Below are 24257 nucleotides of genomic sequence, written 5' to 3' on the forward strand. Positions count from 1 at the left end.
CAAACAACGTGCAAGTATCTCCTCTCATTTTAAGAAGAGCCATTAAATTCTGCTCGGACAATTCGAAAGAAGGAATCATTCTATTCTCAAAAAACTGGGAACTACTGTATTCCAATTCGACCTTCGAACATCTGATCCAATCTCCTAACTTCCAAACCATATATGAGGCGCTTATGGCTTATTTTAAAACGACAAAGGCGATCGTATACGAAAAGGAAACGGGTCTGTCCAGTCTCCTTTTGGAATCGGGCGTCATCGATGTAGCCTATTTCAACGATATGACGCTGATGTTGAACTTCATCGTCCATGACTTGGAGGAAATCAATGCGGTGCGGTTTCTTACGGTAAGACAAAATCTTTCCGTGGATACGAAAGAATCCTTTTATCAGGACCGTTTCACGGGGCTTCCTAATAAGAATTATTTTCTTTCCATCTACAGCAACAACCGGATCTACAACAGCAACTCCAAGAAGGAATACTTTCTTTTTCTGATCTCGCTTTCCAATCCGGATTCGATTCTGAACAAAGAGGATAATTTTTATTACGAGTCGATCGCTCTTAAAATCGCGGATCGTCTCAAAAAATACATCTCCAAAGGAGATCAGATCTTCCGGTTAGGTTCGGAACGGTTTCTGATCGCGACTTCGAACATTGAATCCGAATTAGAAGCGGAATGGTTCGCCGAATGCATCATACTCTTGTTTTCGTTCCCATTCACGTATCGAGAACGCGAATTTCATTTAAACGCGAACGTCGGTTACGCCCAGTTCGACCAACAGGTTAATACTGACTTAAATTCTCTCCGAATTTTGGAAGAGGCAGTTCAACAATCCGCGCTTATCGGCCCGAATTCCTTTTATCATTACGACCGCAACACGATCGAACAAAACGCGACACGAGCGAAGATAGAACTCGATCTGAGAAAGGTATTAAACCGAAACGAACTCGAACTTGCCTATCAACCGATCCTGGATCTAAGACAGGATTCGATTCTTTCCATGGAAGTTCTTCTGCGCTGGAATCATCCGGAAAAAGGAAAGCTGCTGCCCGCGAGCTTTATATCGATCGCGGAAAGTTCCAGCTTTATCAAAACGATCGGAGAATGGCTGATCTGGGATACTCTTAAATCCTACAGCACTTCCATCCTGAAGGACAATCAGATCTGTATTTCGCTTAACATTTCCGCTAAACAACTGAACGACAAACAGATCTTCAACGTCCTCAAGGAATCCACCGATTTTTACGGTATTTCTCCCGATTCCATCATTCTGGAAATCATCGAGGATTCGTTCGATTCGAACCTCGTCAAAGTCAACAAGGTCATCACGCTTCTAAAGGATTTCGGTTATCGTTTTGCGATCGACGATTTCGGCAAAGGTTATTCGTCCCTTGGAAGGCTCCAAACCCTTCCCGTGGATTACATCAAGTTGGACAAAGTCTTTCTCTTCAATTACTTCAAATCGTCGAGCAAGACGATCATTTCCTCTCTGATCAGCCTGATTCAAGCGATGGACAAAGCGATCATCGTGGAAGGAGTGGAGAATCCGAGTCAACACGAACTGTTAAAGGAACTGAACTGCAACTACGCACAAGGATATTTTTATTCTTATCCTTTGGAGTCTTCCAAAGTGGACGAATACGTTAAATCGAAATTCAACCAAAAAACAGCGAGGAGTTGAACGTGGAACTAATCGGAAAACTCAAAAAACAACACTTAATCGTGAACGAATACGCGCACCAGATCGAATCGGAAATCGATAAGGCAAACCCGAATATAGGTCATCTCGTCGAATTGCTTTCCATCTTTTCGGCCTCCCTTCTCTTTCATCTGAACGTGGAAGACATGGAACTCTATCTCAAGATGGAAAGTTATACGCATAACTCGCCTACTTTGGTTTCCCTTTTCGAACAATACCAAAAGACGATGTTCGGTTTAAAGGACACGCTTTTGGATTATGCGAGCAAATATTCCGATCCGCTGACGATCGAAATGAACTTCTCAGTCTTCCGGGAAGAAACGGAAACGATCCTCAAACTTCTTCGGAGCAGAATCGAACGGGAAGAATCGGAATTCTATCCTTTGATCGAGGAGATTCTCAGAAAACTCGCGAACGAACCCAAGGCGGTTCCGCGAGAATAGAAGCGGAACGATACCGCCAATGGACTAAGAAATATCGTATGAAGATCGGAATCGACGACCCGATTCCGAAGTTTTGATATCGGGAACGCAGATTCGCTACAGTGAATACGGATTTATAATTCCTTTCAATCGAATATAAATACGGACTATCCATTTCCAAACAGCCGGGCATTAAATATTAATTATTTATAATATTTTTAAATTTAATTTAATAAAGTACTTGAAAATTTAATCCGACATCGATCGGAATGAGCGAAGAATACGGGTTTGTTCCGTTTTTTAATTTTTATTCGTAAAAGGTAAAAAGGAATCAACGGACGTTTTTCCGGATTCAAACAGGATGTTGGAGGAATGATCGACGCCGACGCGGAAATTTCAAACGGAAATTTTGAACCCGATTTTTCGGCCGAGATAAAAAAAATATGAGAAACAAATTCAAATCCTATAAAGTATTGATCGCGATCGTTTTATCGACATTGAATTGTCTCGGAGACAGACATTCTTCCAGTCTATCGGTCTTTAATATTCCCGGATTTGTGGCTTCCGCAGGCATCGACCCCACTCCCGCAACGATCAGCGGAGACGTGACAGGTTTAGCGGGAACTGGATTGATTCTTTCGAACAACGACGCGGATTCGGTTACGATCGACGCCAACGGAAACTTCAGTTTTCCGGAAAAAGTCGGGAGCGGCAGTACTTATAACATTACGGTTCGGCAAAATCCGACTTCTCCTCCACAGATCTGTTCCGTCAGTAACGGTTCCGGTATCGTTTCCTCTTCGAACGTCTCGAACGTTTCCGTTTCCTGCGGACCGGCGATGTATTTCGTGGGCGGAACGGTAGCGGGACTTTCCGGAAACCTAATATTACAAAACAATGGTGGAGATTCCACGACGATTTCGGCGAACGGAAGTTTTAAGATGACGACTCCGGTCGCCGACGCTTCTTCGTTTAACGTTTCGATTACGGGCCAGCCTTCCGGTCAAACCTGTTACATCGCGCTTCCTTCCGGAACGATCGCAACCGCGGATGCGACGAGCGTTCTCATCAATTGCGTGAACGGAACCTCGCTCGGAACTTTGGTCAACGGCAACAGTTTGGTTTCTTCTTTGCCTCTCGCTCCTTATGTGGAAAATCCGGCGACGGGAAGCGGCGATTGGTTTATGGGCGATCCCGGAGCCGATCCGGATACAATCGCCGACGGTTACGGATTCGCAATGTCTTCCACACCGACGGCATCGTTTGCGAACATGTATCATATCACCACGGACGGCATCCATCTTTACGCGGGAGATTATACGACCGCAAGTCCGACGACCGGAACCGTGAGAAAAATCAACATCGCTTCAAGAACCGCCGTTTCTCTTCCGATTACCATCGATAGACCGAGAGGAATTACGACCGACGGAATCTTTCTCTACATCGCGAGCCAAAGTCATTTTATCGTGAAATACAACCTGATCACGAACGCGTATTCCACGATCGCCGGCGTAAGCGGAAGCAGCGGAAGCACAGACGGAGTCGGAACTGCGGCGCGTTTCAACGCTCCGAGAGGAATCGCGACCGACGGAACCTATCTCTACGTGGCGGACACGGGAAATCATAAGATCCGCAGGATAAGAATCTCGGATAACACGGTCACTACGATCGCGGGAAGCGGAACTGCGGGAACCCAAGACGGTTTGGGAACCGCGGCAAAGTTCAATCAACCGGCTCATTTGATCTACGATTCCAACGCGCTCTACGTGACCGATACGAACTCGAACAATATTAAGAAAATCGATCTTACTACGAGTCCCGTGACGGTTACGACGATCGCGGGAGATCCCGCGGGAACCTCCGGAAACTTGGTTCATACAACCGGAACTTCCGCCCGATTGACCAAACCGGTCGCGATTTCTTTGGACGCGAACAACTTCTACGTCGTGGACGGAACTACGCTCATCAAAAAAATCTCACGAACCGCACCGCACGCGGTCAGTGATCTATTGGGTTGTTCTCCGATTCCTCCGACGAGCGGAACCACCAGGTCGGGTGGACCGGACGGAGGAACGATCGGAACCTGTCAGGCAAACGAAGGAAGCTTCTTTACGCCGAGGGGAATCGTAACCAACGGTCGGAGCCTCTTCGTAGTCGAAATGCATCCATACATGCGGTTGGTTCGAAAGATCGACTGAAATTCCCAATTCCTCTCCGAAAAGGGACTTTCGAAAGGAAGTCCCTTTTCTCTTTTTTGCTTGTACTTTTGTCCGACGTCTCTATTCTCAACGAATGCAGAGCGTGCAGCCCGGTAAGAAAGCCTTTTTGGTCGGAATTACCGGAATGATCGGAGGCGGGAAAAGCACCGCGGCGAAGATCTTGGAAGAATTGGGCGGCTTCGGAATCAGCGCCGATCGTTTAGCAAAACGTTATACGGAACCGGATTCCCCCATTCTCACCGAACTGACGGAACTCCTAGGAAAGGACATTCTCGATTCGGAAGGAAGGCCGGATCGGAAAAAAATTTCCGACATCGTGTTTCGCGACGCCGACAAACTCGCGGGACTCAATCGACTGATTCATCCGAGGGTTCGCAAGGACTTCCAAAATATTTTGGAGACCACCGCTCAAGGGAGAATGGTGATTTGGGAAGTTCCCCTTCTTTTCGAAACGGACGCCCACACACTCTGCGACGCGACCGTGACCGTGGATTCCGACCCGGAAGAATCGATCGTAAGAACGGTTTCCAGAGATGGGACCACGAAAGAGGACGTTTTGGCGAGAATCAAAAACCAACTTCCTCTTACGGAAAAGCTGAAAAGAGCCGATTATATCATTAGAAACAGAGGGGACTTGGAATCGCTCAGAGAGGAATGTAAAACTCTCTACTCCGTTCTGTTGGGAAGAATGTCATGAAAGAAAAAATTTTTTACGTAATCAATCTGGACAATAAGAGAATTCTAATTCTCTCCACGTTTTTAATCGGACTTCTCTTTTCGTTTTTTTTCCTGGGAGTTTCCGTGGGTAAAAAACGCGCGGGCGGCTCCGCGGAAGAAACTCTGACGTTAAACGACATCAAAAATCAGGAAGTTCAAAGTTCGATTCCGTATTCCGAACCGGGTCAAATTCCGAGCGGAGGAAACAACACGGTCGCATCGGCTGAAATTCCGGCGGCGAGCGTGAATTCTCCGTCTAACGCAAACACGCAGGAATCCGTTACGTTCAAAAATATTCCTCCCGCAACCGAAGTCGTGGAATTTAAAAAATCGGGGACGGCTCCTTCTTCCGCGGAAAAGGAAAACAAAAACGCGCCTGAAACTCTTTCCGTAAAAGAACCGGAAGGTTCCAAGGATTCCAAAAAATCCAAACGAAACGAAGAAAAAAAATCGAAACGAATTTCCAAATCTTCCTCAGACGAAGAAACGGAAGGATTTACACTTCAAGTAGCCGCGTTTAAGGAAAAAGAAAAGGCCGACGAATTAAAAAAATCAATTTCCGGCAAAGAGAAAAATACGAAAGCAACCGTCAAAAGATCAAGAAACGGATATTATACGGTACGATTCGGATCCGCTTCGTCTAAAAAAGAAGCAGAAAGTCTTGCAAAGTTATTACCTGCGAAATTGAGATCCGGAGTCATAGTAGTCAAGGATTGATTTTTATATTGACCTCCGTTGTGGAGCCGACGAAATCTGTTTCTGAATACGAATGGATCAACAGGTGTTAGAGCTAACGCGTAAAGCAGTTGTACGCGCGACGATCGAGAGGCTTCGCACAACGTATTCGGATCTTCTCATCATCAAGGGATACGACGGCATTCCCGATTTTTTCGAATTCAATCTTTATTCTCCCGCGAACAAAGAAGAACGCGACAACGCTTTAGAGAATCTTTATGAAAAGCTGAAGACGGTCGCGGGTAAATCCATGACCGACAACATTCATCAGATCATTCTGCTGAATCGCCTAACGGATTCTTTGGATTACGATACGGCAAAGATCGTGATCGAAAACAATCTGATGGAAGACGGAGTGATTTCCAGAGACAATCTTTACGCTGCGATGGGCGAAACCGATCGTTTCGAGGAAAGAAAGACGCAAATTCAGATGGTCGGAAATACGTTGAAATTCTTCTTTTCCCTTTCCAAACTTCCGATGATCAAACTCGTAATGGCTCCGATCAAGGTCGCAGCTTCGATGGTGGGCGCAACTTCGCTTGTCGAAACGATGGAGGCGGGTTATGAGTTATCGAGCAAAATCAAAGATCTCAATCCGTTTATCGAGGCGTTTCTCGATCGTGAAACCCGCCTTATATCAAAACTCGAACTGGGAAATCCGGTCAGCGAGTTGTTGAACTGATTCCCCGATAAAAAAGTGTAGGAACTATTACAAACCAAGAGGGTTTCGGCCGCATCCGCGCGCTGGAATCGAATCGTAAAAATTTGAATTTTGTGTGAGTTCCTACGCCCGGACCGCGCCACTTCCGGCTCGCGGAGTCCCGCTCGGTCTTTCAGACCAAGCCGTGCGTGTCGCTTGCGGAGTTGTGAGTCGGGAAATTTCTCCGTTTGAGCAAGAAAATGTGGGAACTCCAGCATTCATTGAGTTTCAGAAAAGATTTGCTCTGGGTATAAAAATGTGTAGGAACTCATACATCTCGCGGTTTTGCGAAACGATTCCGTAGTTAAAACAGGAATTTCTTTTGCATTTCCGTTCGGAACACGGCCGTATATTCGGCTTTTCCTAAAAGATTGAAGTGAGAAGCGTCAAAAAACAATTCCGGTCTCGTTTCAAAACGGTCCGGGTTCAAGCGGAGATAAACCGCATTCGATTGTTCCGCGATTCTTTTGAGTTCGTTTCGAACGATTTCATATCTCCGATCGTCTTCTTGACTAAAAAAATAATTCGGAGTTTCCAGAAGAACGGTTTTGACCCCGTGCGTGCGGGTCAACTTTAGAATTTCATAAAGTTCTTGAATGAGTTTCGGATCGAGCTTCGGAGCCAAACCTTCGTATTGTTTTTTCCATTCCCCAATCCGGATATCTTGTTCCGCGACCTGTCCCTTCTTTGGATCTCCGTTTGCGCCCTCTTGCGTTCGTTTTTTCGTTTCGGTCGTCGATTCGGCGTTCAGTTTCCAAACGAAAACGGAGGACAAATACTTATCATACAATTTCGAAAGAATAAAATGAGAAAAAGAATTCAGAGAATACGAATGAGAAATACGAAAGGTCCAGTATTCAACCGGAGATTCTTGCGGAACCTTTTGATCCAGAAAGTCCACGAACAAACCTTTGTGATAATATCCTTTTACGGATTTATACGCGGAATCGGGATAACGATCCGGATTGAAAGCGAATTTATCGGTTTCTAATACAAGCAAGGAAGGAAGTTGCGCGCGGTTCTTTTTCAGATATTCGCTTACGATTTCTTTTCTGAGAGTCAGGTTTGCGCCGGGCACGTTGAGAAGAACGACCGGCTTACCGGTTTCTTTTGCAAGAACTTCCGGGTCCAAATCCCAAAGGATATGACTCGAACCGACGATAAGCGTGTTTGCCGGTTTGAAATTTTTAGACATCGAAAACATCTTGTCATATTGCCCGAACAAAAGCACGTACCAAACACGATCGAACAAAACGACGGAGAAAAGAAGAACGAGAGCCAAACCCGCATAACGCAGAATTTTAGAACTGGAAGTAGATGAAGCTGGATCCATAGAACACTCCTCCCGTAAAAATCAACGTGATGAAAATTCCGGCTACGGCCCAATCTCCGTATTTCTTCCAGCCTTCTTTCGTTCTTTCCCAAAAAGGAAACAGACCTTCCAAAAGTAAAAAGACTACGATCGCAAAAACTCCGGCTTTTTTCTGAAACTCCACGATCAGATCGAGTCCTTCTCCGTTTGTGAAATCGAAAATTCTTTGGAGAATCAAATGGGCCGTTGATACCGAATTCGCTCGGAAATAAACCCAGCTTAAAAGAACGAGATGGAACGTGACGATCACTCCGATCCAGCGGAACCAAAATCCTTTCGGAGTTTTTTCGGTGATATACCGCTTCCAAAGCACTTCGGACGCGAGATAAATTCCGTTCAACACTCCCCAGATAACGAACGTCCAATTCGCTCCGTGCCAAATCCCGGAAAGAGCGAAGACGATTAATAAATTTCGAATATGACGAAATGTTGATACTCTGTTTCCACCGAGCGGAATATATACGTAGTCTCGAAACCAGGAAGACAAAGAAATGTGCCAGCGTCCCCAAAATTCGGATACGCTCGAAGAGAAATAAGGACGATCGAAGTTTCGCATCAGATCGATTCCCAAAATTTTCGCGGTCCCGATCGCTATGTTGGAATAACCGGCAAAATCGCAATAAATCTGAAACGCGAAAAAATACGTTGCGACCAAAAGGTCCGCGCCCGATTTTCCGGCCGGATCGTTGTACATCGCATCGACGAAAACCGAAAGTCGATCCGCGACCATCAGCTTCATTAGAAATCCATAAACTATGTATTTCAATCCGTCTTCGACATTCTGAAACAGGAGCTTGTGTTCCTGATGAAACTGAGTCATCAAATGGTGCGCTCTTTCGATCGGCCCGGCGACCAACTGAGGAAAGAACATCACGTAAACCCAATAATACCCGAGATGCCTTTCGGCCTTGATCTTCCCTTGATATACTTCTACGATATAACCCATGGACTGAAACGTATGAAAGGAAAGTCCGATAGGAAGTATGATCTGCAAAGGCGATACGGGAAGATCGGTTCCGATCAGAAATCGATAGAGATAACCGGTATTCTCCAGAGCGAAGTTGAAGTATTTAAAGAAGATGAGAATCCCTATGTTCGAAGAAAGACTCAAGATGAGATACGTTCTTCGTTTCGGCCCTGCCGCATTTTCGATCCAGATCGCGAGGTAGTAATCCAGTACGATTGTAAACGCAAGAATCAATATGTAGGCCGGAATAAAGGCCATATAAAAGTAGCAGCTTGCGACCAGCAGAAGAATCCACCGGAAACGAAACGGAAGAAGAAAGTAAAGAACCGCGACGATCGGATAAAATACGAGAAAGTGAATCGAGTTGAATAACATTTAAGATCGTTCTCTTACAGACCGCTCGTTCGATAAAAACCGACGAAAGTAAAATCAGATTTTGGGAATCGCGGGTTTTGTAAAGTCAAAAGCGGCAGAGAGAAAACGGCGGGCTGTCAAGAGGAATGCGGATTTCTTGTCGGAAGAGTTACGGAAATCTACGGTTAGTTCTAAGGATTTGTTTGCGATTTTCTATCCGCAGGAGTTCCCACAGTGAAAAAGAAAAGCGTTGCGAGTAGAGGGACTCGAACCCCCACACATTACTGCACCAGAACCTAAATCTGGCGTGTCTACCAATTCCACCATACTCGCGTGGTCTTTCCAATGTTTGCGAGTGTACGTGCGAGTCAAGCGTAAAGAATCAAAACGCCGTGGGAAAAGAGTTTCCCCGGCAGCGATCGGACGTCGTTATTCCGCTTCTTCCTCGTTCGAAAGCGTCTTTAAAATCGGACAACTCGGACGATGATCTCCTTGGCAATGATGCGCGAGATGTTTGAGCGTGGCCGCCATTTCCTGGAGTTCGTTGATCTTATTCTCCAACGTTTTCAGATGCGTGAGCGCGAGCTTTTTTACATCGGCGCTCTCACGGCTCTTGTTTCTCCAAAGACCAACGAGTTTTTGAATTTCGGAAAGCCCGAATCCCATACTTCGCGCGCGTTTCACGAATTTCAAAATATGAACGTCATCGGAAGAATACGTTCTATAACCGGAATCCTTTCTTCTCGCCTTCGGAATCAAACCGATCGATTCGTAATGACGAATCTGTTTCGCGCTGACTCCCGATTCTTTGGAAACGTTTCCGATGTTCATAGCTCTTCACCGTTCTCTTTCTTTTTTAGTTAGACTGTGTATCGATTCTGCGAAGAGAAAGATCCGATTTCGGAACGGATCTGCAAGCCAAAATATATCCCTTTTCTTTTTCTTCCTCGGTGAGGGCAAAACGATTGTGGGATAAATGTTCCACTTCTCCCTTTAAAAGAAGGATCTTGCACGCGCCGCATCGACCGGAACGGCAAGAATACGAAAGATCGATTTTCGATCGTAAGGAAGAATCCAAAACATTCTCCCCTTCCAAAACATCAGCGCTGCGATTCCAATCCGGAAAATAAATTTTATACGTCATAACGCCGATTGTAAAGCTTCCCCTAATGGGAAGGTCAAGGAGACGATCGCAAAAAAAATTAATGCGAAAAGAAAAAAATCGAAATCGGCTATTGACCTTACCTTCGTGGGAAGGTTTAAGCTGAGTTCCAAGATCGGTTTTCAAAACCGTTCAAGGAGAATCTTATGGTGGAATTTCAAGTGGAGAATATGACCTGTGGAAGTTGCGCAAACGTGATTTCCAAAGCGATCAAAACGATCGATCCGAACGTTCAAGTGAGCGTGGACGTCGCAAGTCAAACCGTTCGCGTCGACAGCGGGCGCTCGGAAAAGGAACTCGCAAATCTAATCGAAGAATGCGGTTACCCCGTTTCCAAAAGCACCGTCGTTCAATAAAAGAGGAGAATCAATCGATGAAACATTCACAACCGAATTCTAAAAGCCTGGCCGTTTTCCAAAAAACGGCCTTCCCGAAAGCGGAGATCGCGAAACTGGCGCTTTCCATTTTTCTTATATTCGCAAGTTATGGTTTACTGGCGCACGGGGAACACGAAGCCGGACCGAACGGAGGAACGATTCGGATGCCGGGCGGCTTTCATACCGAGCTCGTTCTTTTAAAGGAAGGTCTGAAAGTTTATCTTTTGGATATCGAATTCAAAAACCCTTCCACAAAGAACGGCAAACTTCAGGCCAAAATCGTCGAAGGAAAATCCGAACAAAAACTGGAATGTCAGGCGCATCCGGATCATTTTTTCTGTCCGGTTTCCAAGATTCCCGCTTCGGGTAAAATCGTCCTGAAGGCGACTCGGGAGAAAATGGAGGGAATCGACGCGGTCTACGATCTGCCGATTTCCAAAAAATGAAATCAATGAATTCGTTTCCGTATTTCAAAATGAAATACGGAAACGTTCTTGAATGAACGACTAGAGTAAAATCAGAGAAATTCTGATCGAATCATAAATCCAAAAAAGACGAAAAGAACGATTCCAAGCGGAATCAGTAAAAAAGAAAAACCCACATATTAGATCGAAACAGAGAAGGAATCCGCTTTCATCGGTCAAGGTTCGGATTCGACCAACTTCTCGAACAAACCCGAGTATAACTCCGCGAGTTCCAAATCTTCTTTGCGGGTGATTTTTAAATTGAAAGGATGCGATTCGACGATGGCCGATTTTTTTCCGCCGCTCAACGCCCAGGAACAAAGATCGGTCGGCGTAGAATCGGAAGACAGGGACAACAATTCTTTCAACACGTCGCCTCGAATTCCTTGGGGGGTTTTCATAAACCAGATATGTTCCCGATCCAAAAAGGAAGCGGTTCGTCCATTCAATTCTTCTAATACGGTTTCGGAGGTTCTGGAAGCGAGGGTCGCGATTCCGTTCTTACGAACGCTGTCGCATAACAAATCCAATTCTTTCGAAAGAACGAACGGACGGGCCGCGTCGTGAACCAAAACGATGTCCTCGCTTTGAATTTCAAGCGCGGCCAATCCACGCAGCATGGAGGCATGTCTGGTTTCCCCGCCTTCCACGATCAGATCGTTGTCTCGAAGATGCGGCCCGCAGAGTAATTCGGTTTTCGGAATGGATTCTATATGGGAAACCAATACGATTCGTTTTTGTTTTCCCCAGGTTTGAAATTTTTTCAACGTGTGAACCAGAATGGGTTCGCTGGCAAATTCCAAAAATTGTTTCGGAATCTCCGAACCCATTCTCGTGCCGGTTCCTCCGGCTAAGATCAGAACGTAGATTTTCTCAGAGAGAAACAGAGACTTCATTCTGAAAGATTTGTTCTAAGTTTTGGCGTTTACGGATCAGTTGAAAACTTCCGTCGAGTCCCACAAGAACCTCCGCCGTTTCGGGAAACGAATTGTAGTTCTTCGTGGACATGGAAGAACAATACGCCCCCGCTCCTTCCATTACAACATAATCTCCTAATGCGGCTTCTCCCGTGGTTCTTGTGATCGGTCCGCCGCCTTCGGCTTGTGTGAATAAGTCGCCGCTTTCGCAGCAGTGCCCTACGTAAACGTAGTCCGCCGTTTTTCCGGAATGAGTTCCTTCCCGAGGAACGACGACTAACGGATGTCTTGCGGCATACAAAGAAGGCCTCGTGTTCACGTCCATTCCGGCGTCGATCTTGACGAACGTATAACCGCCGTTCGATCCCGTAGTCACCACGTCGTCCACGGTGGTTACGATCGCTCCGTTGTTGACCATCATAAAGGAACCCGGCTCGATCTCCATGTGAAGTTGGGTTCCGTGTTTCTTCGCGAATTCCTGAAAGAGTTCCACAACGGGCTGGCCGATCGTCTGGAAGTCGGTCGTTTTTTCGTCTTCCATTCTCCCCACTTTGAAACCTCCGCCGAGATTCAAAATTCTACACTCGGGGAACTGTGCCGCGATGTCCAAAGAAACCTGAGCGACCACTTTCCAAACCGCCGGATCGCTTCCCGATCCGATATGAGTATGAACCTTAAAAATCTTGAGGTCGTATCGTTTTGCGATCTCTTTTACTTTATTTATATCTTCGTGCCAAACCCCGAAGGAAGAAGTCTTCCCTCCGACGTCCGTCTTTTTCGTTTGTCCCGAACCGAGTCCCGGATTAAAACGAACGCTGACTTCTTTGCCTGGAAATATTTTTCCGAACGCTTCCAACTGACGGAGAGAACAAGCGTTGAAGACCATTCCCTTTTCGACCAATTCCTTCAGATTTTTTGCAAGCTCTTGCGAAGTGAGCATGATCTGTTCGGGTTTGAATCCGTAGTGGATCGCCCGCATCGCTTCGTATTCGGAACTCGCGTCGATTTGAATTCCTTTTCGTCTCATGATTTCAAGAATGGTTCGATTCGGATTCGCCTTCATCGCGTAGCGCACGGTCAAGCCGAACGCGTTCGGAAACGCAAGAGCGGTGTCGCAACTTTTTTCGATTCTTTCCCGGGAATAAACAAAAACCGGGGTTCCGAATTGTTGTGCGATCGATCGCACTTGGGATTCAGTCAAAAATTTTAATTTTTCTATTGATTGCATAGTGAAACGGGCATTTCTAAATGGTTTTAGAACAGGCTCCGTCAGAGTCCCGTTTTTTTAAAGGCATTTTCATTTATGGCTGGCAAAATCACTCATCTCGAAGTCCTTTCTCAGGTTTGCAAACATCTGGATCACGGAACCGCCGAGCAAAGAAAAATCGCCGGTCTCATGCGCGCCGAATCCAACCGCAAGTTCGCAAACATCGGAGCGATCGCTCCGGATATATTTTATTTTTATCATATTCTTTCTCCGCGCAAAACGAAAAAGGCGACCGTGTGGGGAGACATGAGTCATCACAACAACGTCGCCGAACTCGTCTTGAGTTTTCTCGATCTGATTCTGCAAACCGAAGAAGGAATTCACAGGGACCGTTACATCGCGTTCACCCTCGGTTACATCTGTCACTGCGCGGTGGACATCGTCACGCACCCGTACATCTTTTATATCTCCGGCGACTTTTACAACAAGGACAAGAAGATCAGCAGCCTAGCGCAATACAATCACATGAGAGTGGAGAACGCTCTCGATTCCTGGCTGCTCGATTACAGATGGGGAATGACTCCGAAGGAATACGACTTCGTTCATCACGTCGACGCGATCTTCAAGTCGGACAAAAAAACCTGGAAGATGGACCCGATGCTCTGGCACTTCTGGCTCAGAGGACTCAAGGAAACCTTCTCGCAAGAATTCAAAAAACATTATATAGGTTCCGAGGATAAAATCATCCCGGGAGATTTGTTAAACGAATCCTTTCTCGGTTATCTGGAATTCCACCGCGTTCTGGATTCGAGAAGCAAATGGATGCGGGGGGCGTTGAAGCTTCTCGACAACATCACGTTTCACAAAGTGCGTTCTTCCGTGTTGATGCTTCCTCTCAAGGAACATATCGACAAAAGAATCATGAACGAAGAACACAAGAAGTGGAACTACCCCGCCGATCCTTCGATCGTACGGGAGGATTCTTTCGTGGAACTCATCAACCGTTCCGCGCAGAACGGAAAAGACGCTCTTACGCACGCTTGGAATTATCTGGAAAACAAAATGTCCCGCACGGCGTTCTTAAAGGAATACCAGGGATACAATTTGGACACGGGACTCCGCTTTCAAGGGGTCGACACGATGAAGGAATTTTCGCCAATAGAAGAAGTTTAATCGAATATGAAACACGAACCAGTCAGTTATCTTTCCCGTTTTTTTGTGATCCACTTCCGCGACAGGATTCTTCAGAGAATTCTGGATTCGGAAAATCCTCTGAAACAACTCGTCAAGGTATGCGCGGGACTTTTGTTTTTGAACGGATTTCTTTTCGTATTCTCCATCAAAGATTTATGGAGAGTCCCCGATTCGAACCTATACGAAAAGCCTTCCGTCTTATACGGATTAAACGATAAAAACGAATACGAACCGATCGCCGAATTCTATCGATTCTCCCGCGTCGTTTTGAACATCAAGGACCTTCCTCCCGAAGAGGACGGCAAACCGAACAAGTTGATCCGCAGTTTCGTTTCCACCGAGGACAACAATTTTTATTCCCACTGGGGACTCGATCTGCGGGGAATCTTCCGCGCGTTTATGGTCAACCTTCTCGCGGGAAGAATCAGGGAAGGAGCCTCGACGATCACGCAGCAGGTCGCGCGTCTTAAATTCCTCAACACGGAACGATCCTTTCTAAGAAAGGCGAGAGAGGCTTGGCTCGCACTTCTTCTCGAAGCGGTGTTCGACAAAGACACGCTCATGGAAATCTATCTCAACGAAATTCCCCTCGGTCACGGAACGATCGGGGTAGGAGCGGCCGCGAGATTCTATTTCCGCAAGGACGTAAAGGAACTGACTTGGGGAGAATCGGCGCTTCTCGCAAGTTTGACAACGAGACCCACGGAATTTTCCCCTTTGGTCAATCCGAATTCTTCCAGCGCGAAAGTGCGGGTCGTATTTAAGAAGTTCGTGGAAAACGGAATCTTGGACGTAAAAACCGCTGAAAAAGAATACGACGCGTTTTCCGAATATTACATTACTCTAAACCGTTCTCCGAACGACTCCGCGTTTTCCGATCGTCTCAACCGCTTCCCGTATTTCACCGAATATGTTCGTAAGAATTTAACGCGTTATATCCCGAAGACAACGTTGTACAGCGGCGGCCTCAAGATTTATTCCACGCTCAACATTCAACATCAAACCCAAGCCGAAAAGGCTTTGTATGCGGGTTTGAAAAATCAAACGAAAGAATCCAATCAAAGAACGTTCACGAAGATCGACGCATTCGACGACGCGTACGGAGAAATCTACGATATGCTCGCGATGATCCACGACGTTCCCGAATTCAAATTTAAGATCTCCAGATCGGTGCGGACGTTCAGCCGCGCTTGGCAGGAAGACCTGCGCGACGAACTCAGCGCACTCAATCTTTTGAGCGGAACGGAATCGCTGGGCGAAGCGATCGAATGGAGTTACCGCAGCCAACAAACGGAAGACTTTCTTCTCCCCGTGGAAGGAGCTTTGATCTCGATCCGTCCCGATAGCGGTTATATCACCGCGATGGTGGGCGGTTCCGGATTTCGATCGGACAATCAGCAGATCCGAGCGTTTCAAGCGTATCGACAACCAGGCTCCGCGTTCAAACCGCTCGTCTATGCGGCGGCGATGGAATACTACAACCAACATCCCGATCCGAAAAAGAACGTAACGGCCGCTTCCCTCTTTTCGGATTCTCCGCTTCAATACGTATTAGAAGACGGTGATGAATGGAACCCTTCCAATTACACGGGAGAATATTCAGGATTTATAAAGTTGCGGGAAGCCTTGGAACTTTCCCGAAACAGCGTCGCGGTGCGCGTTCTCGAACACACGGGCATCAGCAACTTAATGCCGAATCTGGAAAAAATTCTCCAGATAGAAAACAGATCCATACCGAGAAACTATTCGATCTCGCTCGGAACCTTCGAAGTGTCTCCGTACGAACTTGCAAGAGCGTACGCGGTACTCGCGTCGGGAGGGAAACAAGTCTTCCCGTTGAGCGTTCTTTATGTGGAAGACGGTTCCGGCAACGTCATCAAAGACTTTCGAGAAGAAGCAAGCAAACAAGAGAAGAAGCAGATTCTTTCTCCGGAGATCTGTTTCATTCTTACATCGATGATGGAAGACGTGATCAAAAAAGGAACGGGAACCGGAGCTTCCTCTTATGGGCTCAGCCGACCCGCAGCGGGTAAAACCGGAACGACGAATAACTTTCGGGACGCTTGGTTCGCCGGTTATACGGCCGATCTCGTGAGCGTTGTTTGGCTCGGTTACGATACGGGAACTCTCTCCATGGGCCGGGGAATGTCGGGCGGGGTCGTTGCGGCTCCGATCTGGGGAAGATTTATGTCCAACGCGCTTTCCCGCGAGAAGTCCAAGCCATTTCACTTCGGAGAAACGGGCGTAGTGCGCAAAACCATTTGCTCTATCTCGGGAAAACTTCCGGGGTCTCATTGCAATCAAACGGAAGAAGAATACTTCACCAAGGATACGGTTCCTAAAGAAGTTTGCGACGATCACAGAGGAGCGGGTTTTATTCCCGAACCGGAACCGGAACATCATTCTTCCCATCAAACCAAAGTTAAAAAGAAGCAGAAAACCAATATTTTCCAGGGCGATGATGATTTGATTCGGTAATTCCGAACAAAAATACTTGTCGTTTTGGGATTGAATACACAAATAGATTTACGGCGTGTCCCGAAGAGCAAGGGGCAGGTTTGGATTGCTAGCAGGAGTTTTAGATGGCCATCGGCAAGGAAAATAATAACAGCGTAATCGGTCCCGGGTCCATTTTTGAAGGGAAATTTTATATCGCGGGTTCTCTCCGCATCGACGGAAAATTCGAAGGGGAGATCAAAACAGACGACACTCTCTACATCGGGGAAACCGGTAAAGTAAGAACCAATATCGCCGCTCGCGAAGTGACCGTTTCCGGAACTATGATCGGAAACATCAAAGCCGAGAACGAAGTTCGTCTGGAAGAAACCGGAAGACTTTTAGGAGACATCATCGCCCCTGCCCTCCACTTAGCCAAAGGCGTGGTAGCAAAAGGTAACATAACGATCACCGGCGGCCAAAAGAAAGACGTAAAGAAAATCGTGGAAGAGTCTTTCGGCGGAACCCGCACTTTGGACAACGGAAAGGACGAATAAGTCCTTTTTCTTTACTATAGGAAAGGCTCGAATCGAGCCGATAATCTTCCTGTATGATCTTCAAAAAGCCCAGACAACTGAATGCGGGGAAGGAACTCCTTAGAACGGACAACTTCACCCTGATCTATCTGGGCGCTTTTCATTTTCATTATTCCTTTTATTTCAGAGGCAATCTTTATCACGGAAATCTCGACTTCCGAAGAAAAAGGTTTCGTCTCATTCCCATCTTCGCATCGGCCGCTCTCTTTATCGCTTTCTTAGGATTCGGAATGAATCCGAGCAACGCGATGATCGATTCTTCCGGAAAAGAAATTACGGAGAACGATTCCGAGGATCTTAAAGCGAAATCCGGTGATGAAAAGTTTCTCGAAGAATCGGAAAAGGCTAAACTTACGATTCTGATGGCGAAGGAACTCAAGAACCCTTCGGAAAAAAAGAAACAGCTCAAAGTAACGACTTACCGCGTAAAACGAAACGAGACGTTAGCCGAAATTGCGACTCGGTTCAAGGTTTCCATGGAATCGATCGCGGGTTCTTCGAACATCAAAATCGACGACACTTTGTATCCGGGTCAAATATTAAGTATTCCTAATAAACAAGGTCTCCTCTACAAGATGAAAACCGGAGACACGGTCGCGAAAGTGGCCAGTCTCTACAAGGTCAACTTGGACGAGATCATGCTAGAAAACAAACTGGACGATCTCGACATTCTTAGACCGGGACAAAAAGTATTCTTACCCGGAGCGGTCATTCCCGATCCCGCTCCGAAATGGGTGATTCCGGTCGCTTCTCGAATCGTGACTTCCAACTTCGGATTCAGAACCTTCCCGAGAAGAAAGTTTCACGAAGGTCTGGACCTAAAGGCGTTCTACGAACCGATCGCGGCGGCAAGAAACGGAAAAGTCATTTACGCAGGATGGATGGGCGGTTACGGAAACGTAGTCGTCATCGAACACACGGACGACTTCAAAACGTTATACGCTCATAACTCGAAACTGTTCGTGCAGCGCGGGGATTACGTATTAGCTGGAAAGAAGATCGCAAGATCCGGTTCCACGGGATATTCGTTCGGGCCTCACCTTCACTTTGAAGTCATCAAAAACGGTCAACCGGTCAATCCTTCGAAATATCTAAAAGGTCTGACGTTCCGCAAGGGCGGCCCGACTCACTGAGCTTCGATCCGAATTCCTTTGTTCTAACAAGAAAGTAGGAACTCCGGGTGTCTCTCGCAAACTCATTCGAGCAAATGGATTCGTTTTTCCAAGAAATGTAGGAACTGCTACTTTAACAAGAGTTCCCGCGTAATTCGGCGCCTTTCCAATTCAGAATCAAAGAAATCGTTCGTTTTAGAAACGTGTGGGAACTACCACGAAAAAGCCTTCTGCGATGGAGTTCCCACGAAAACCGATTTCTTCCTCTGTAGGAGTTCCTACACTTCTCACTGCAAAACATCCCTTAAACCGGAGAAAAATCGTTTTCAAATTGTAAGAGTTCCCACACATCTTTCCGGAAAATTCTCATTCACAACCCGAGAATTTGATTTCCATTCTCCCTACTTTTTCGAAAGATTCTCCCAAATGAAGAATTTGATTTCCTTGTCCGCAATTCTACTTTTATTTTTCAGCCTTGGCTGCAAAACCCCTTCCCTCGAAGAATTACTCGATCAACGTCTGATCAAAAATTACGATCAAACCGAAACGCTCAACTTATACTACGCGACGCTGCGCGCGCAAAACTCGGGCGCTCAAAATTCCTGCAGCGATTCTTACTTTTTAACGACAGGAAATCAGGAACTCAAAACCGGATATTGTATCGTAAACGTTCCCGCCAATCACGAGGTAGGGGCTCTTCCCGCCGGACTCGGAAGTCGGGAGAACTACTTTCAGTTTCTCGGCCATAAACCCTTTGAAACCCGCGACGCACTCATCGAAGATCTCAAAAAAGATCCGTTCGACGAAGTTCTTGTCTTCGTTCACGGATTCAACGTAAAATTCGAAGAAGCGATTCTGCGCGGAGGACAAATCCGATACGACCTGAAATTCCCCGGAAAAATCGTGATCTTTACCTGGCCCGCAGGCAGCGAAGCCGGTTTGATCAACCAGGTTCTGCTCAAAGGAACCTACGAAAAAAATCTCTCCTCCGCGAGAAGTTCCCGGGACGAATTTAAGAATTTTCTAAAGTCCCTGCAAAAGCTCGGTAAGAAGGTTCATCTCATCGTACATTCGATGGGACATCAGGTCGTTCTTCCCGCGTTAGCCGAAATCGGAAAAGAATCGAAACAACCCGCCGTCCAGGAATTGATTCTGAATGCACCCGATTTCGATTCGGGAGAATTCAGACTTCTTTCGGATTCGCTCTTAAAGGCCGCAAAACGCACGACGCTTTATTGTTCGCCCGGTGACAGCGCGCTGCAAGCGTCCGCATCGGTCAATCAAGGAGGGCGCCTCGGTTCCTGCGTGATCCTGCCGGGGATCGACGTGGTCAACGTGAACCCGGTGGATTCTTCCCTGATTTCACTCGGTCATGGATATTATTCTTCCAAACCGCTCTTAACGGACATCTATCAGATTCTTCTCGGAGTCAAAGCGGAGAAGCGATTGTTTATCCGTAAATCCGCCGGAAACGAGAACTACGTTTTGCGGAATTGAAAAACGATTTCCCAACCCAATTCTTCGCCAAACAGACGTTATCTGAAATTCATCCGTACTTAAGGAATGGAAAAAATGAAAATCAGCAAAAACGAAATCGGCCGATTGTTCTAATCTTTGAAAGAGAATCGGAAACGAAAAGGGGCCGGTTTGAAGTCCGAACGCGGAAATACTCAGGGAATAAATTTAAAATCCGATCAGGATTCTCCCTAAAAAATGAGTCTAAATGAAAGGCTTGTAACAGGATCGAAATCGTTTCGCTCCCTTTTTTTTCTTTTCCGGCTAGGGGCTCGGAGAAAACTGGGAAGAGCGTTTGGAATTCCCACGATGGGAAAACATAATTTTACCATAACTTTTTCCGTCTTTTGACAAATATCTTGTTGAATTCGGGGTTATTTTTAGTAACTAATGAATATGCTTCAGAAACCCAAAATTTTGGTCGTTGAGGACGAGATCATCGTTGCAGTCAACCTAGGCCAAAAGCTCAAAAAGTTGGGTTACGAACTGGTTGGTATCACTTCTTCGGGTGAAGAGGCGATCCAAAAAGCGGAGGAGAATCACCCCGACCTGGTATTGATGGACATCAACATCGAAGGCAACCTGGACGGGATCGAAACCGCCGAAGTTCTCCGAAACCGCTTTCACACCCCCGTTATTTATCTTACCGCTTACGCCGACGAAAACACCTTAGACAGAGCTAAAAAAACACAACCCCTCGGATACATCGTAAAACCTTTCGAGTCGGATCAGCTTCGCTCCTCCATAGAAGTAGCACTTTATAAAAACGAAATCGAACAACGCTCCAAACAAACCGAGGAAAAACTCAAAGGCGCGTTAGACCAACTCGGTGCGGGAATTGTCACGACCGACGAAAACGGATCTCTTCTTTTTATGAATCCTGCGGCGGAAAAACTCATCGGCTGCAAATACGAAGATTATCTCGGTAAACCGATTCAAGATATTCTCTTTTTCAAAAACAGAACGGGTGACGCAGTCGGAAACTTAGTGGAAGAAGTTTTGAAATCCAGACTTCCGAAAGAAAACGGAAATCTTCTTCTCGTTTCCAAAAACGGGAACAGTCAGGAAGTGCAGCTCCAAAGTTCACCGATCTTAGGAACCGAGGAAAAACTCACGGGCACGTTCAACATTCTCCGGACCAAAGAACAACATACGACCGCCGGAGAAAAAGACACCTACCTCAAAGAAATTCATCATAGAATCAAAAACAATCTTACGATCATCTCCTCCATCTTCAGCCTACGTTCGGGCCAAGCCAACGGAGAATCCAACGACGTTCTCCGTGAAAGTCAGAATCGTCTGCGCGCCGTCGCGCTTCTTCATGAAATCTTATACGAAAGCAAGGATCTCTCTTCGATCAGTTTCGAGTTGTATGTGAAAAAACTCACCGACGCTCTTTTCGAAATCTATCATGTGGATCGGGATAAGGTTCGACTCGAACTGAACATTCGCGAAGGAAAAGTAAAAGCGGAAATCGGAATGAATCTCGCTTTGATCATCAACGAACTCATAACGAATTCTTTAAAACACGGGTTGGCCGATTCTTTATCCGGATTGATTCGGATTCATTTTACGAGAGAAAACGAAATGCTGACCTTGGAAGTTTCCGACAGCGGCTCGGGCCTTCCGGAAGAATCCATCCGAAATCGGAACCCAAGTTCCCTCGGCCTATCACTTGTGGAATCTTTGGCGAAACAAATCGGCGGCAAAGTCGATCTTTTGAATCGGGAAGGCGCTTGTGTTAAGCTGCATTTCCCTGTTTCCGCTTAAAAACGCGGGAACTCCCCACCGTTTTTTCTCCGCAGACGCATCCACGTCCTCTAAAAGCCTCTTCCATTCTTCCTTTGGATGTTGATGGCGAATCTTTTCCCAGCTGATAATCATCCCAAAACCCTCTCCAAGATAATGAGAATCATTCTCATAATTTAAAAACTGTCCAGCATTTCTTAGGCTCAGGAATGACTTGTAAGAATTTTTTTCCCTCCGAAACTGGCCGGGATGAAAACCCATTTTGAATTTTTTGAAATCGTCGCAAGACCCGAAGACAAAACCGCCATTCTTTATTTGAACCGCCCCGACAAGAGAAACGCTATGAACTGGCCTTTCTGGAGGGATTTACCGGACGCCGTTGAGGAAATCAATGCGAACTCCGACATTCACGCGTTCGTCATCGCGGCACGTGGAAAATCCTTTTCCACCGGTCTCGATTTGGATTCTTTCATCCAACAATTCGGCAACGTGATTCAAGCTCCTCTCGGCGGAGACCGCAGAAAATTCTTCGACCTCATCTTGAAAATGCAGAAAGGAATCAACGCAGTGTATGATTCGCCCAAACCTTCGATCGCCGCGGTTCAAAAACATTGCATCGGCGGAGGACTCGATCTTATCTCCGCTTGCGACATCCGTTACGCGACCGTAGACGCTTCCATCTCTCTTCGCGAAGCGAAAGTCGCGATTGTTGCGGACATGGGTTCCATCAACAGACTTCCCGCGATCATCGGACAAGGTCACACGAGAGAATTGGCTTTAACCGGTAAGGACATAGACGGAATCGAAGCCGAAAGAATCGGACTAGTGACTAGGGTTTTTCAAACGGAAGAAGAGATGATGCAGGCCGCGCTTGCGACCGCGAAAGAAATCGCGGAAAATCCGAAGATCGTCGTGTCGGGCGTTAAGGATGTGATGCGCTATGCGGAAGGGAAACCGCTCGAAGCAGGTTTGAATTATGTTGCGCTATGGAATTCGAGCTTTCTCGATTCCGCGGATTTTAGAGGAGCGATGCAATCTTTCAAGGAGCGCAAACGCCCCGTCTACAATCAAAACTGAAGTTTTGTCTTAAGCGTAAAGGTCCAGGATTCTTCTTTGTCCTTCTTCCTTGGAATTCTGGACACCCGCTTCCACAGCGAGATGCAACATCTTCCGATTTAAGTCGCTTTGAGCCTGAAAGATTTCCTTAGGTAGATTCGCTACCCTTTCCAAAAGTAAACTCTGGTTTGTGTTTCCGTTGATATTCATAAATTCCCTCTTCCGAGAATTTCGGGGTTTTCTTTCTTTTTCCCCCAATTCTATTCTCGGTTGATAAATAGAAAACTTGATTATTTTTTGAAAATTTTTAACCTGTCCAAACTGTGAGTTTCCCTACACTGATCAGATCTGCGATTCAGAGGGAGAATCAAAGAGAATTCACGAAAGCTTTCAACCTCTACAAGGAAGCTCTTTCCTTCACCAAAAGCCCGAAAACGATCCTTAAGATCCGCAATCGTCAAGCTTGGTGCCAATATCATATCGGGAACACGCGGGAGACGTTGAATCTCTTTCACGAAATCATCACTCAATATCCGAACGAACCGGGCAGTTATCTTTACTATTCCAATTATCTCATCAAGGTTTCCAACTTCAAACAAGCGAAGAAGATTCTGACCAAAGGAATCGAACTTTATCCGGATCAACTCGAGCTGTATCTGACCCTCGCTTCCCTATTGAAGGACACGGACCGTTCCAACGAAGCCATCGCGGTTTTAAAGCAGGCATTGGCTCAGGAAAAACTTTCGAGAGGAAGAGGAATTCTCCGCAAGGATATCTGGGCCGAACTCGGACATCTTTATTATCAAAGAGGCGATTACAACTCGGCTTTGGTTTCTTTGAAAACTTCCATGAGAATGGACAGCGACGAGAACTTTCTGCACTACGACATGATCGCCCAATGTTATCTGAAAGTCGCCGATCATAAAAACGCGTTGAAGTTCATCGACTTATACATACAATATTTCGGAGAGTCGGATTCGGACATTCTCATCATCAAAGCGAGAGCGCACGCGCAACTCGGAGAAAGTCATTTGGCGTGCGCCTCCCTTTTACAGGCGTATTCGATGGAAAACGGCCTGAAACTGAACGCGGAAGATATGGTGGACTTTGCCCCTTTGCTCCAGACCGGATTTTTTGATACGTTAGAGAACGTTGAAATAGAGGAACCCTGACCGTTTTTCCGAGAATTTCTTGACTCCATTCTTCGTTCATGTCTCATTTTAGGTCCGGTCCGGATACAATAATCCGAAGTTTGCGGAACCGGAAAAATCGGAATTTTTCCTTTTAGG

Annotated in this window: 23 protein-coding genes, 1 tRNA gene and 1 pseudogene; 16 read left to right on the forward strand and 9 right to left on the reverse strand. The window is 46.3% G+C overall.

Features of this window, described 5'->3' with window-relative positions; genetic code table 11:
* Positions 1-8: 8 nt before the first annotated feature.
* From DLM76_RS01800 to DLM76_RS01825, 6 genes are all read left to right on the forward strand, one after another.
* Positions 9-1679 (forward strand): EAL domain-containing protein, encoded by a 1671-nt coding sequence (locus DLM76_RS01800; protein ID WP_429946399.1) that lies wholly within the window; start codon positions 9-11, stop codon positions 1677-1679.
* 2 nt (positions 1680-1681) lie between these two features.
* A complete protein-coding gene (locus DLM76_RS01805; RefSeq protein WP_158586360.1) occupies positions 1682-2140 on the forward strand; it encodes a hemerythrin domain-containing protein in 459 nt (152 codons plus the stop codon).
* Between the two features lie 422 nt (positions 2141-2562).
* A complete protein-coding gene (locus tag DLM76_RS01810) occupies positions 2563-4317 on the forward strand; it encodes an NHL repeat-containing protein (protein ID WP_118964223.1) in 1755 nt (584 codons plus the stop codon).
* Positions 4318-4411: 94 nt separating this feature from the next.
* A complete protein-coding gene (gene coaE, locus DLM76_RS01815; protein ID WP_118964224.1) occupies positions 4412-5035 on the forward strand; it encodes a dephospho-CoA kinase in 624 nt (207 codons plus the stop codon).
* Positions 5032-5772: an SPOR domain-containing protein gene (locus DLM76_RS01820; protein WP_118956153.1), complete on the forward strand. Its 741-nt coding sequence runs from the start codon at positions 5032-5034 to the stop codon at positions 5770-5772. The genes coaE and DLM76_RS01820 overlap by 4 nt, the downstream gene beginning before the upstream one ends.
* 52 nt (positions 5773-5824) lie before the next feature.
* A complete protein-coding gene (locus DLM76_RS01825) occupies positions 5825-6472 on the forward strand; it encodes an FFLEELY motif protein (RefSeq protein ID WP_118956152.1) in 648 nt (215 codons plus the stop codon).
* Positions 6473-6794: 322 nt separating this feature from the next.
* Here the strand turns inward: DLM76_RS01825 and DLM76_RS01830 are convergent, their stop codons facing one another.
* The 5 genes from DLM76_RS01830 to DLM76_RS01850 form a co-directional block, all read right to left on the reverse strand.
* Positions 6795-7823, reverse strand: a complete 1029-nt coding sequence (locus DLM76_RS01830; RefSeq protein WP_118964225.1) for a hypothetical protein — start codon at positions 7821-7823, stop codon at positions 6795-6797.
* Complete coding sequence (locus DLM76_RS01835; protein WP_118964226.1) at positions 7792-9204, reverse strand: MBOAT family O-acyltransferase; 1413 nt, start codon at positions 9202-9204, stop codon at positions 7792-7794. Before DLM76_RS01835 ends, DLM76_RS01830 begins: the two co-directional genes overlap by 32 nt.
* A gap of 230 nt (positions 9205-9434) precedes the next feature.
* A tRNA-Leu gene (locus DLM76_RS01840) sits at positions 9435-9516 on the reverse strand.
* 96 nt (positions 9517-9612) lie between these two features.
* Complete coding sequence (gene cueR / locus DLM76_RS01845) at positions 9613-10014, reverse strand: Cu(I)-responsive transcriptional regulator (RefSeq protein WP_118964227.1); 402 nt, start codon at positions 10012-10014, stop codon at positions 9613-9615.
* 25 nt (positions 10015-10039) lie between these two features.
* Complete coding sequence (locus DLM76_RS01850) at positions 10040-10327, reverse strand: 2Fe-2S iron-sulfur cluster-binding protein (RefSeq protein ID WP_118956148.1); 288 nt, start codon at positions 10325-10327, stop codon at positions 10040-10042.
* Between the two features lie 164 nt (positions 10328-10491).
* Here DLM76_RS01850 and DLM76_RS01855 point away from each other — a divergent pair, with 164 nt between their 5' ends.
* Both DLM76_RS01855 and DLM76_RS01860 read left to right on the forward strand, forming a co-directional pair.
* On the forward strand, positions 10492-10701 hold the full coding sequence (locus tag DLM76_RS01855; RefSeq protein WP_118956147.1) for a heavy-metal-associated domain-containing protein: 210 nt from the start codon (positions 10492-10494) through the stop codon (positions 10699-10701).
* A gap of 17 nt (positions 10702-10718) precedes the next feature.
* Positions 10719-11168 (forward strand): hypothetical protein, encoded by a 450-nt coding sequence (locus tag DLM76_RS01860; protein WP_118956146.1) that lies wholly within the window; start codon positions 10719-10721, stop codon positions 11166-11168.
* Between the two features lie 194 nt (positions 11169-11362).
* Here DLM76_RS01860 and DLM76_RS01865 read toward each other — a convergent pair whose 3' ends face one another.
* Together DLM76_RS01865 and DLM76_RS01870 are read right to left on the reverse strand one after the other, a co-directional pair.
* Entirely contained in the window at positions 11363-12082 is a 720-nt protein-coding gene (locus DLM76_RS01865) for an IspD/TarI family cytidylyltransferase (RefSeq protein ID WP_118956145.1), read from the reverse strand.
* A complete protein-coding gene (locus DLM76_RS01870; RefSeq protein WP_118964229.1) occupies positions 12060-13331 on the reverse strand; it encodes a diaminopimelate decarboxylase in 1272 nt (423 codons plus the stop codon). The genes DLM76_RS01865 and DLM76_RS01870 overlap by 23 nt, the downstream gene beginning before the upstream one ends.
* 75 nt (positions 13332-13406) lie before the next feature.
* Here DLM76_RS01870 and DLM76_RS01875 point away from each other — a divergent pair, with 75 nt between their 5' ends.
* The 6 genes from DLM76_RS01875 to DLM76_RS01900 all read left to right on the forward strand — a co-directional run bounded on the left by DLM76_RS01875 (position 13407) and on the right by DLM76_RS01900 (position 21933).
* Entirely contained in the window at positions 13407-14483 is a 1077-nt protein-coding gene (locus tag DLM76_RS01875) for a zinc dependent phospholipase C family protein (RefSeq protein ID WP_118964230.1), read from the forward strand.
* A gap of 6 nt (positions 14484-14489) precedes the next feature.
* Positions 14490-16982 (forward strand): penicillin-binding protein 1A, encoded by a 2493-nt coding sequence (locus tag DLM76_RS01880; RefSeq protein ID WP_118964231.1) that lies wholly within the window; start codon positions 14490-14492, stop codon positions 16980-16982.
* A 104-nt stretch (positions 16983-17086) separates the two neighbouring features.
* The gene (locus DLM76_RS01885) at positions 17087-17497 is read left to right on the forward strand and encodes a bactofilin family protein (protein ID WP_118956141.1); all 411 of its coding nucleotides are present in this window, start codon (positions 17087-17089) and stop codon (positions 17495-17497) included.
* A 53-nt stretch (positions 17498-17550) separates the two neighbouring features.
* Positions 17551-18669, forward strand: a complete 1119-nt coding sequence (locus tag DLM76_RS01890) for a peptidoglycan DD-metalloendopeptidase family protein (RefSeq protein WP_118956140.1) — start codon at positions 17551-17553, stop codon at positions 18667-18669.
* Between the two features lie 417 nt (positions 18670-19086).
* A complete protein-coding gene (locus DLM76_RS01895; RefSeq protein ID WP_425528912.1) occupies positions 19087-20145 on the forward strand; it encodes an alpha/beta hydrolase in 1059 nt (352 codons plus the stop codon).
* 408 nt (positions 20146-20553) lie between these two features.
* Positions 20554-21933: a histidine kinase dimerization/phosphoacceptor domain -containing protein gene (locus DLM76_RS01900; protein ID WP_118956136.1), complete on the forward strand. Its 1380-nt coding sequence runs from the start codon at positions 20554-20556 to the stop codon at positions 21931-21933.
* 15 nt (positions 21934-21948) lie between these two features.
* Here the strand turns inward: DLM76_RS01900 and DLM76_RS22125 are convergent.
* A pseudogene (locus DLM76_RS22125) lies at positions 21949-22047 on the reverse strand (LIC12628 family protein); the annotation flags it as partial.
* Between the two features lie 114 nt (positions 22048-22161).
* Between DLM76_RS22125 and DLM76_RS01910 the strand changes: the two are divergent.
* Positions 22162-22989 (forward strand): crotonase/enoyl-CoA hydratase family protein, encoded by an 828-nt coding sequence (locus DLM76_RS01910; RefSeq protein ID WP_118964233.1) that lies wholly within the window; start codon positions 22162-22164, stop codon positions 22987-22989.
* Positions 22990-22998: 9 nt separating this feature from the next.
* Here the strand turns inward: DLM76_RS01910 and DLM76_RS01915 are convergent, their stop codons facing one another.
* Complete coding sequence (locus tag DLM76_RS01915) at positions 22999-23178, reverse strand: hypothetical protein (protein ID WP_118956466.1); 180 nt, start codon at positions 23176-23178, stop codon at positions 22999-23001.
* A gap of 113 nt (positions 23179-23291) precedes the next feature.
* On the opposite strand from DLM76_RS01915, the gene DLM76_RS01920 reads away from it, so the two are divergent.
* Positions 23292-24140, forward strand: coding sequence for a tetratricopeptide repeat protein (locus DLM76_RS01920; RefSeq protein WP_118956133.1), 849 nt, complete (start codon positions 23292-23294; stop codon positions 24138-24140).
* The last annotated feature ends 117 nt before the right edge of the window (positions 24141-24257 follow it).

The organism is Leptospira yasudae (assembly GCF_003545925.1).
Classification (GTDB): Bacteria; Spirochaetota; Leptospiria; order Leptospirales; family Leptospiraceae; genus Leptospira; species Leptospira yasudae.

Excerpts from the sequence above, each read along its gene's own strand:
- DLM76_RS01810 (WP_118964223.1), top strand. The coding sequence starts at position 2,563 with ATGAGAAACAAATTCAAATCCTATAAAGTATTGATCGCGATCGTTTTA.
- coaE (WP_118964224.1), top strand. The coding sequence starts at position 4,412 with ATGCAGAGCGTGCAGCCCGGTAAGAAAGCCTTTTTGGTCGGAATTACC.
- DLM76_RS01820 (WP_118956153.1), top strand. The coding sequence starts at position 5,032 with ATGAAAGAAAAAATTTTTTACGTAATCAATCTGGACAATAAGAGAATT.
- DLM76_RS01825 (WP_118956152.1), top strand. The coding sequence starts at position 5,825 with ATGGATCAACAGGTGTTAGAGCTAACGCGTAAAGCAGTTGTACGCGCG.
- DLM76_RS01830 (WP_118964225.1), bottom strand. The coding sequence starts at position 7,823 with ATGGATCCAGCTTCATCTACTTCCAGTTCTAAAATTCTGCGTTATGCG.
- DLM76_RS01835 (WP_118964226.1), bottom strand. The coding sequence starts at position 9,204 with ATGTTATTCAACTCGATTCACTTTCTCGTATTTTATCCGATCGTCGCG.
- cueR (WP_118964227.1), bottom strand. The coding sequence starts at position 10,014 with ATGAACATCGGAAACGTTTCCAAAGAATCGGGAGTCAGCGCGAAACAG.
- DLM76_RS01850 (WP_118956148.1), bottom strand. The coding sequence starts at position 10,327 with ATGACGTATAAAATTTATTTTCCGGATTGGAATCGCAGCGCTGATGTT.
- DLM76_RS01855 (WP_118956147.1), top strand. The coding sequence starts at position 10,492 with ATGGTGGAATTTCAAGTGGAGAATATGACCTGTGGAAGTTGCGCAAAC.
- DLM76_RS01860 (WP_118956146.1), top strand. The coding sequence starts at position 10,719 with ATGAAACATTCACAACCGAATTCTAAAAGCCTGGCCGTTTTCCAAAAA.
- DLM76_RS01865 (WP_118956145.1), bottom strand. The coding sequence starts at position 12,082 with ATGAAGTCTCTGTTTCTCTCTGAGAAAATCTACGTTCTGATCTTAGCC.
- DLM76_RS01870 (WP_118964229.1), bottom strand. The coding sequence starts at position 13,331 with ATGCAATCAATAGAAAAATTAAAATTTTTGACTGAATCCCAAGTGCGA.
- DLM76_RS01875 (WP_118964230.1), top strand. The coding sequence starts at position 13,407 with ATGGCTGGCAAAATCACTCATCTCGAAGTCCTTTCTCAGGTTTGCAAA.
- DLM76_RS01880 (WP_118964231.1), top strand. The coding sequence starts at position 14,490 with ATGAAACACGAACCAGTCAGTTATCTTTCCCGTTTTTTTGTGATCCAC.
- DLM76_RS01885 (WP_118956141.1), top strand. The coding sequence starts at position 17,087 with ATGGCCATCGGCAAGGAAAATAATAACAGCGTAATCGGTCCCGGGTCC.
- DLM76_RS01890 (WP_118956140.1), top strand. The coding sequence starts at position 17,551 with ATGATCTTCAAAAAGCCCAGACAACTGAATGCGGGGAAGGAACTCCTT.
- DLM76_RS01900 (WP_118956136.1), top strand. The coding sequence starts at position 20,554 with ATGAATATGCTTCAGAAACCCAAAATTTTGGTCGTTGAGGACGAGATC.
- DLM76_RS01910 (WP_118964233.1), top strand. The coding sequence starts at position 22,162 with ATGAAAACCCATTTTGAATTTTTTGAAATCGTCGCAAGACCCGAAGAC.
- DLM76_RS01915 (WP_118956466.1), bottom strand. The coding sequence starts at position 23,178 with ATGAATATCAACGGAAACACAAACCAGAGTTTACTTTTGGAAAGGGTA.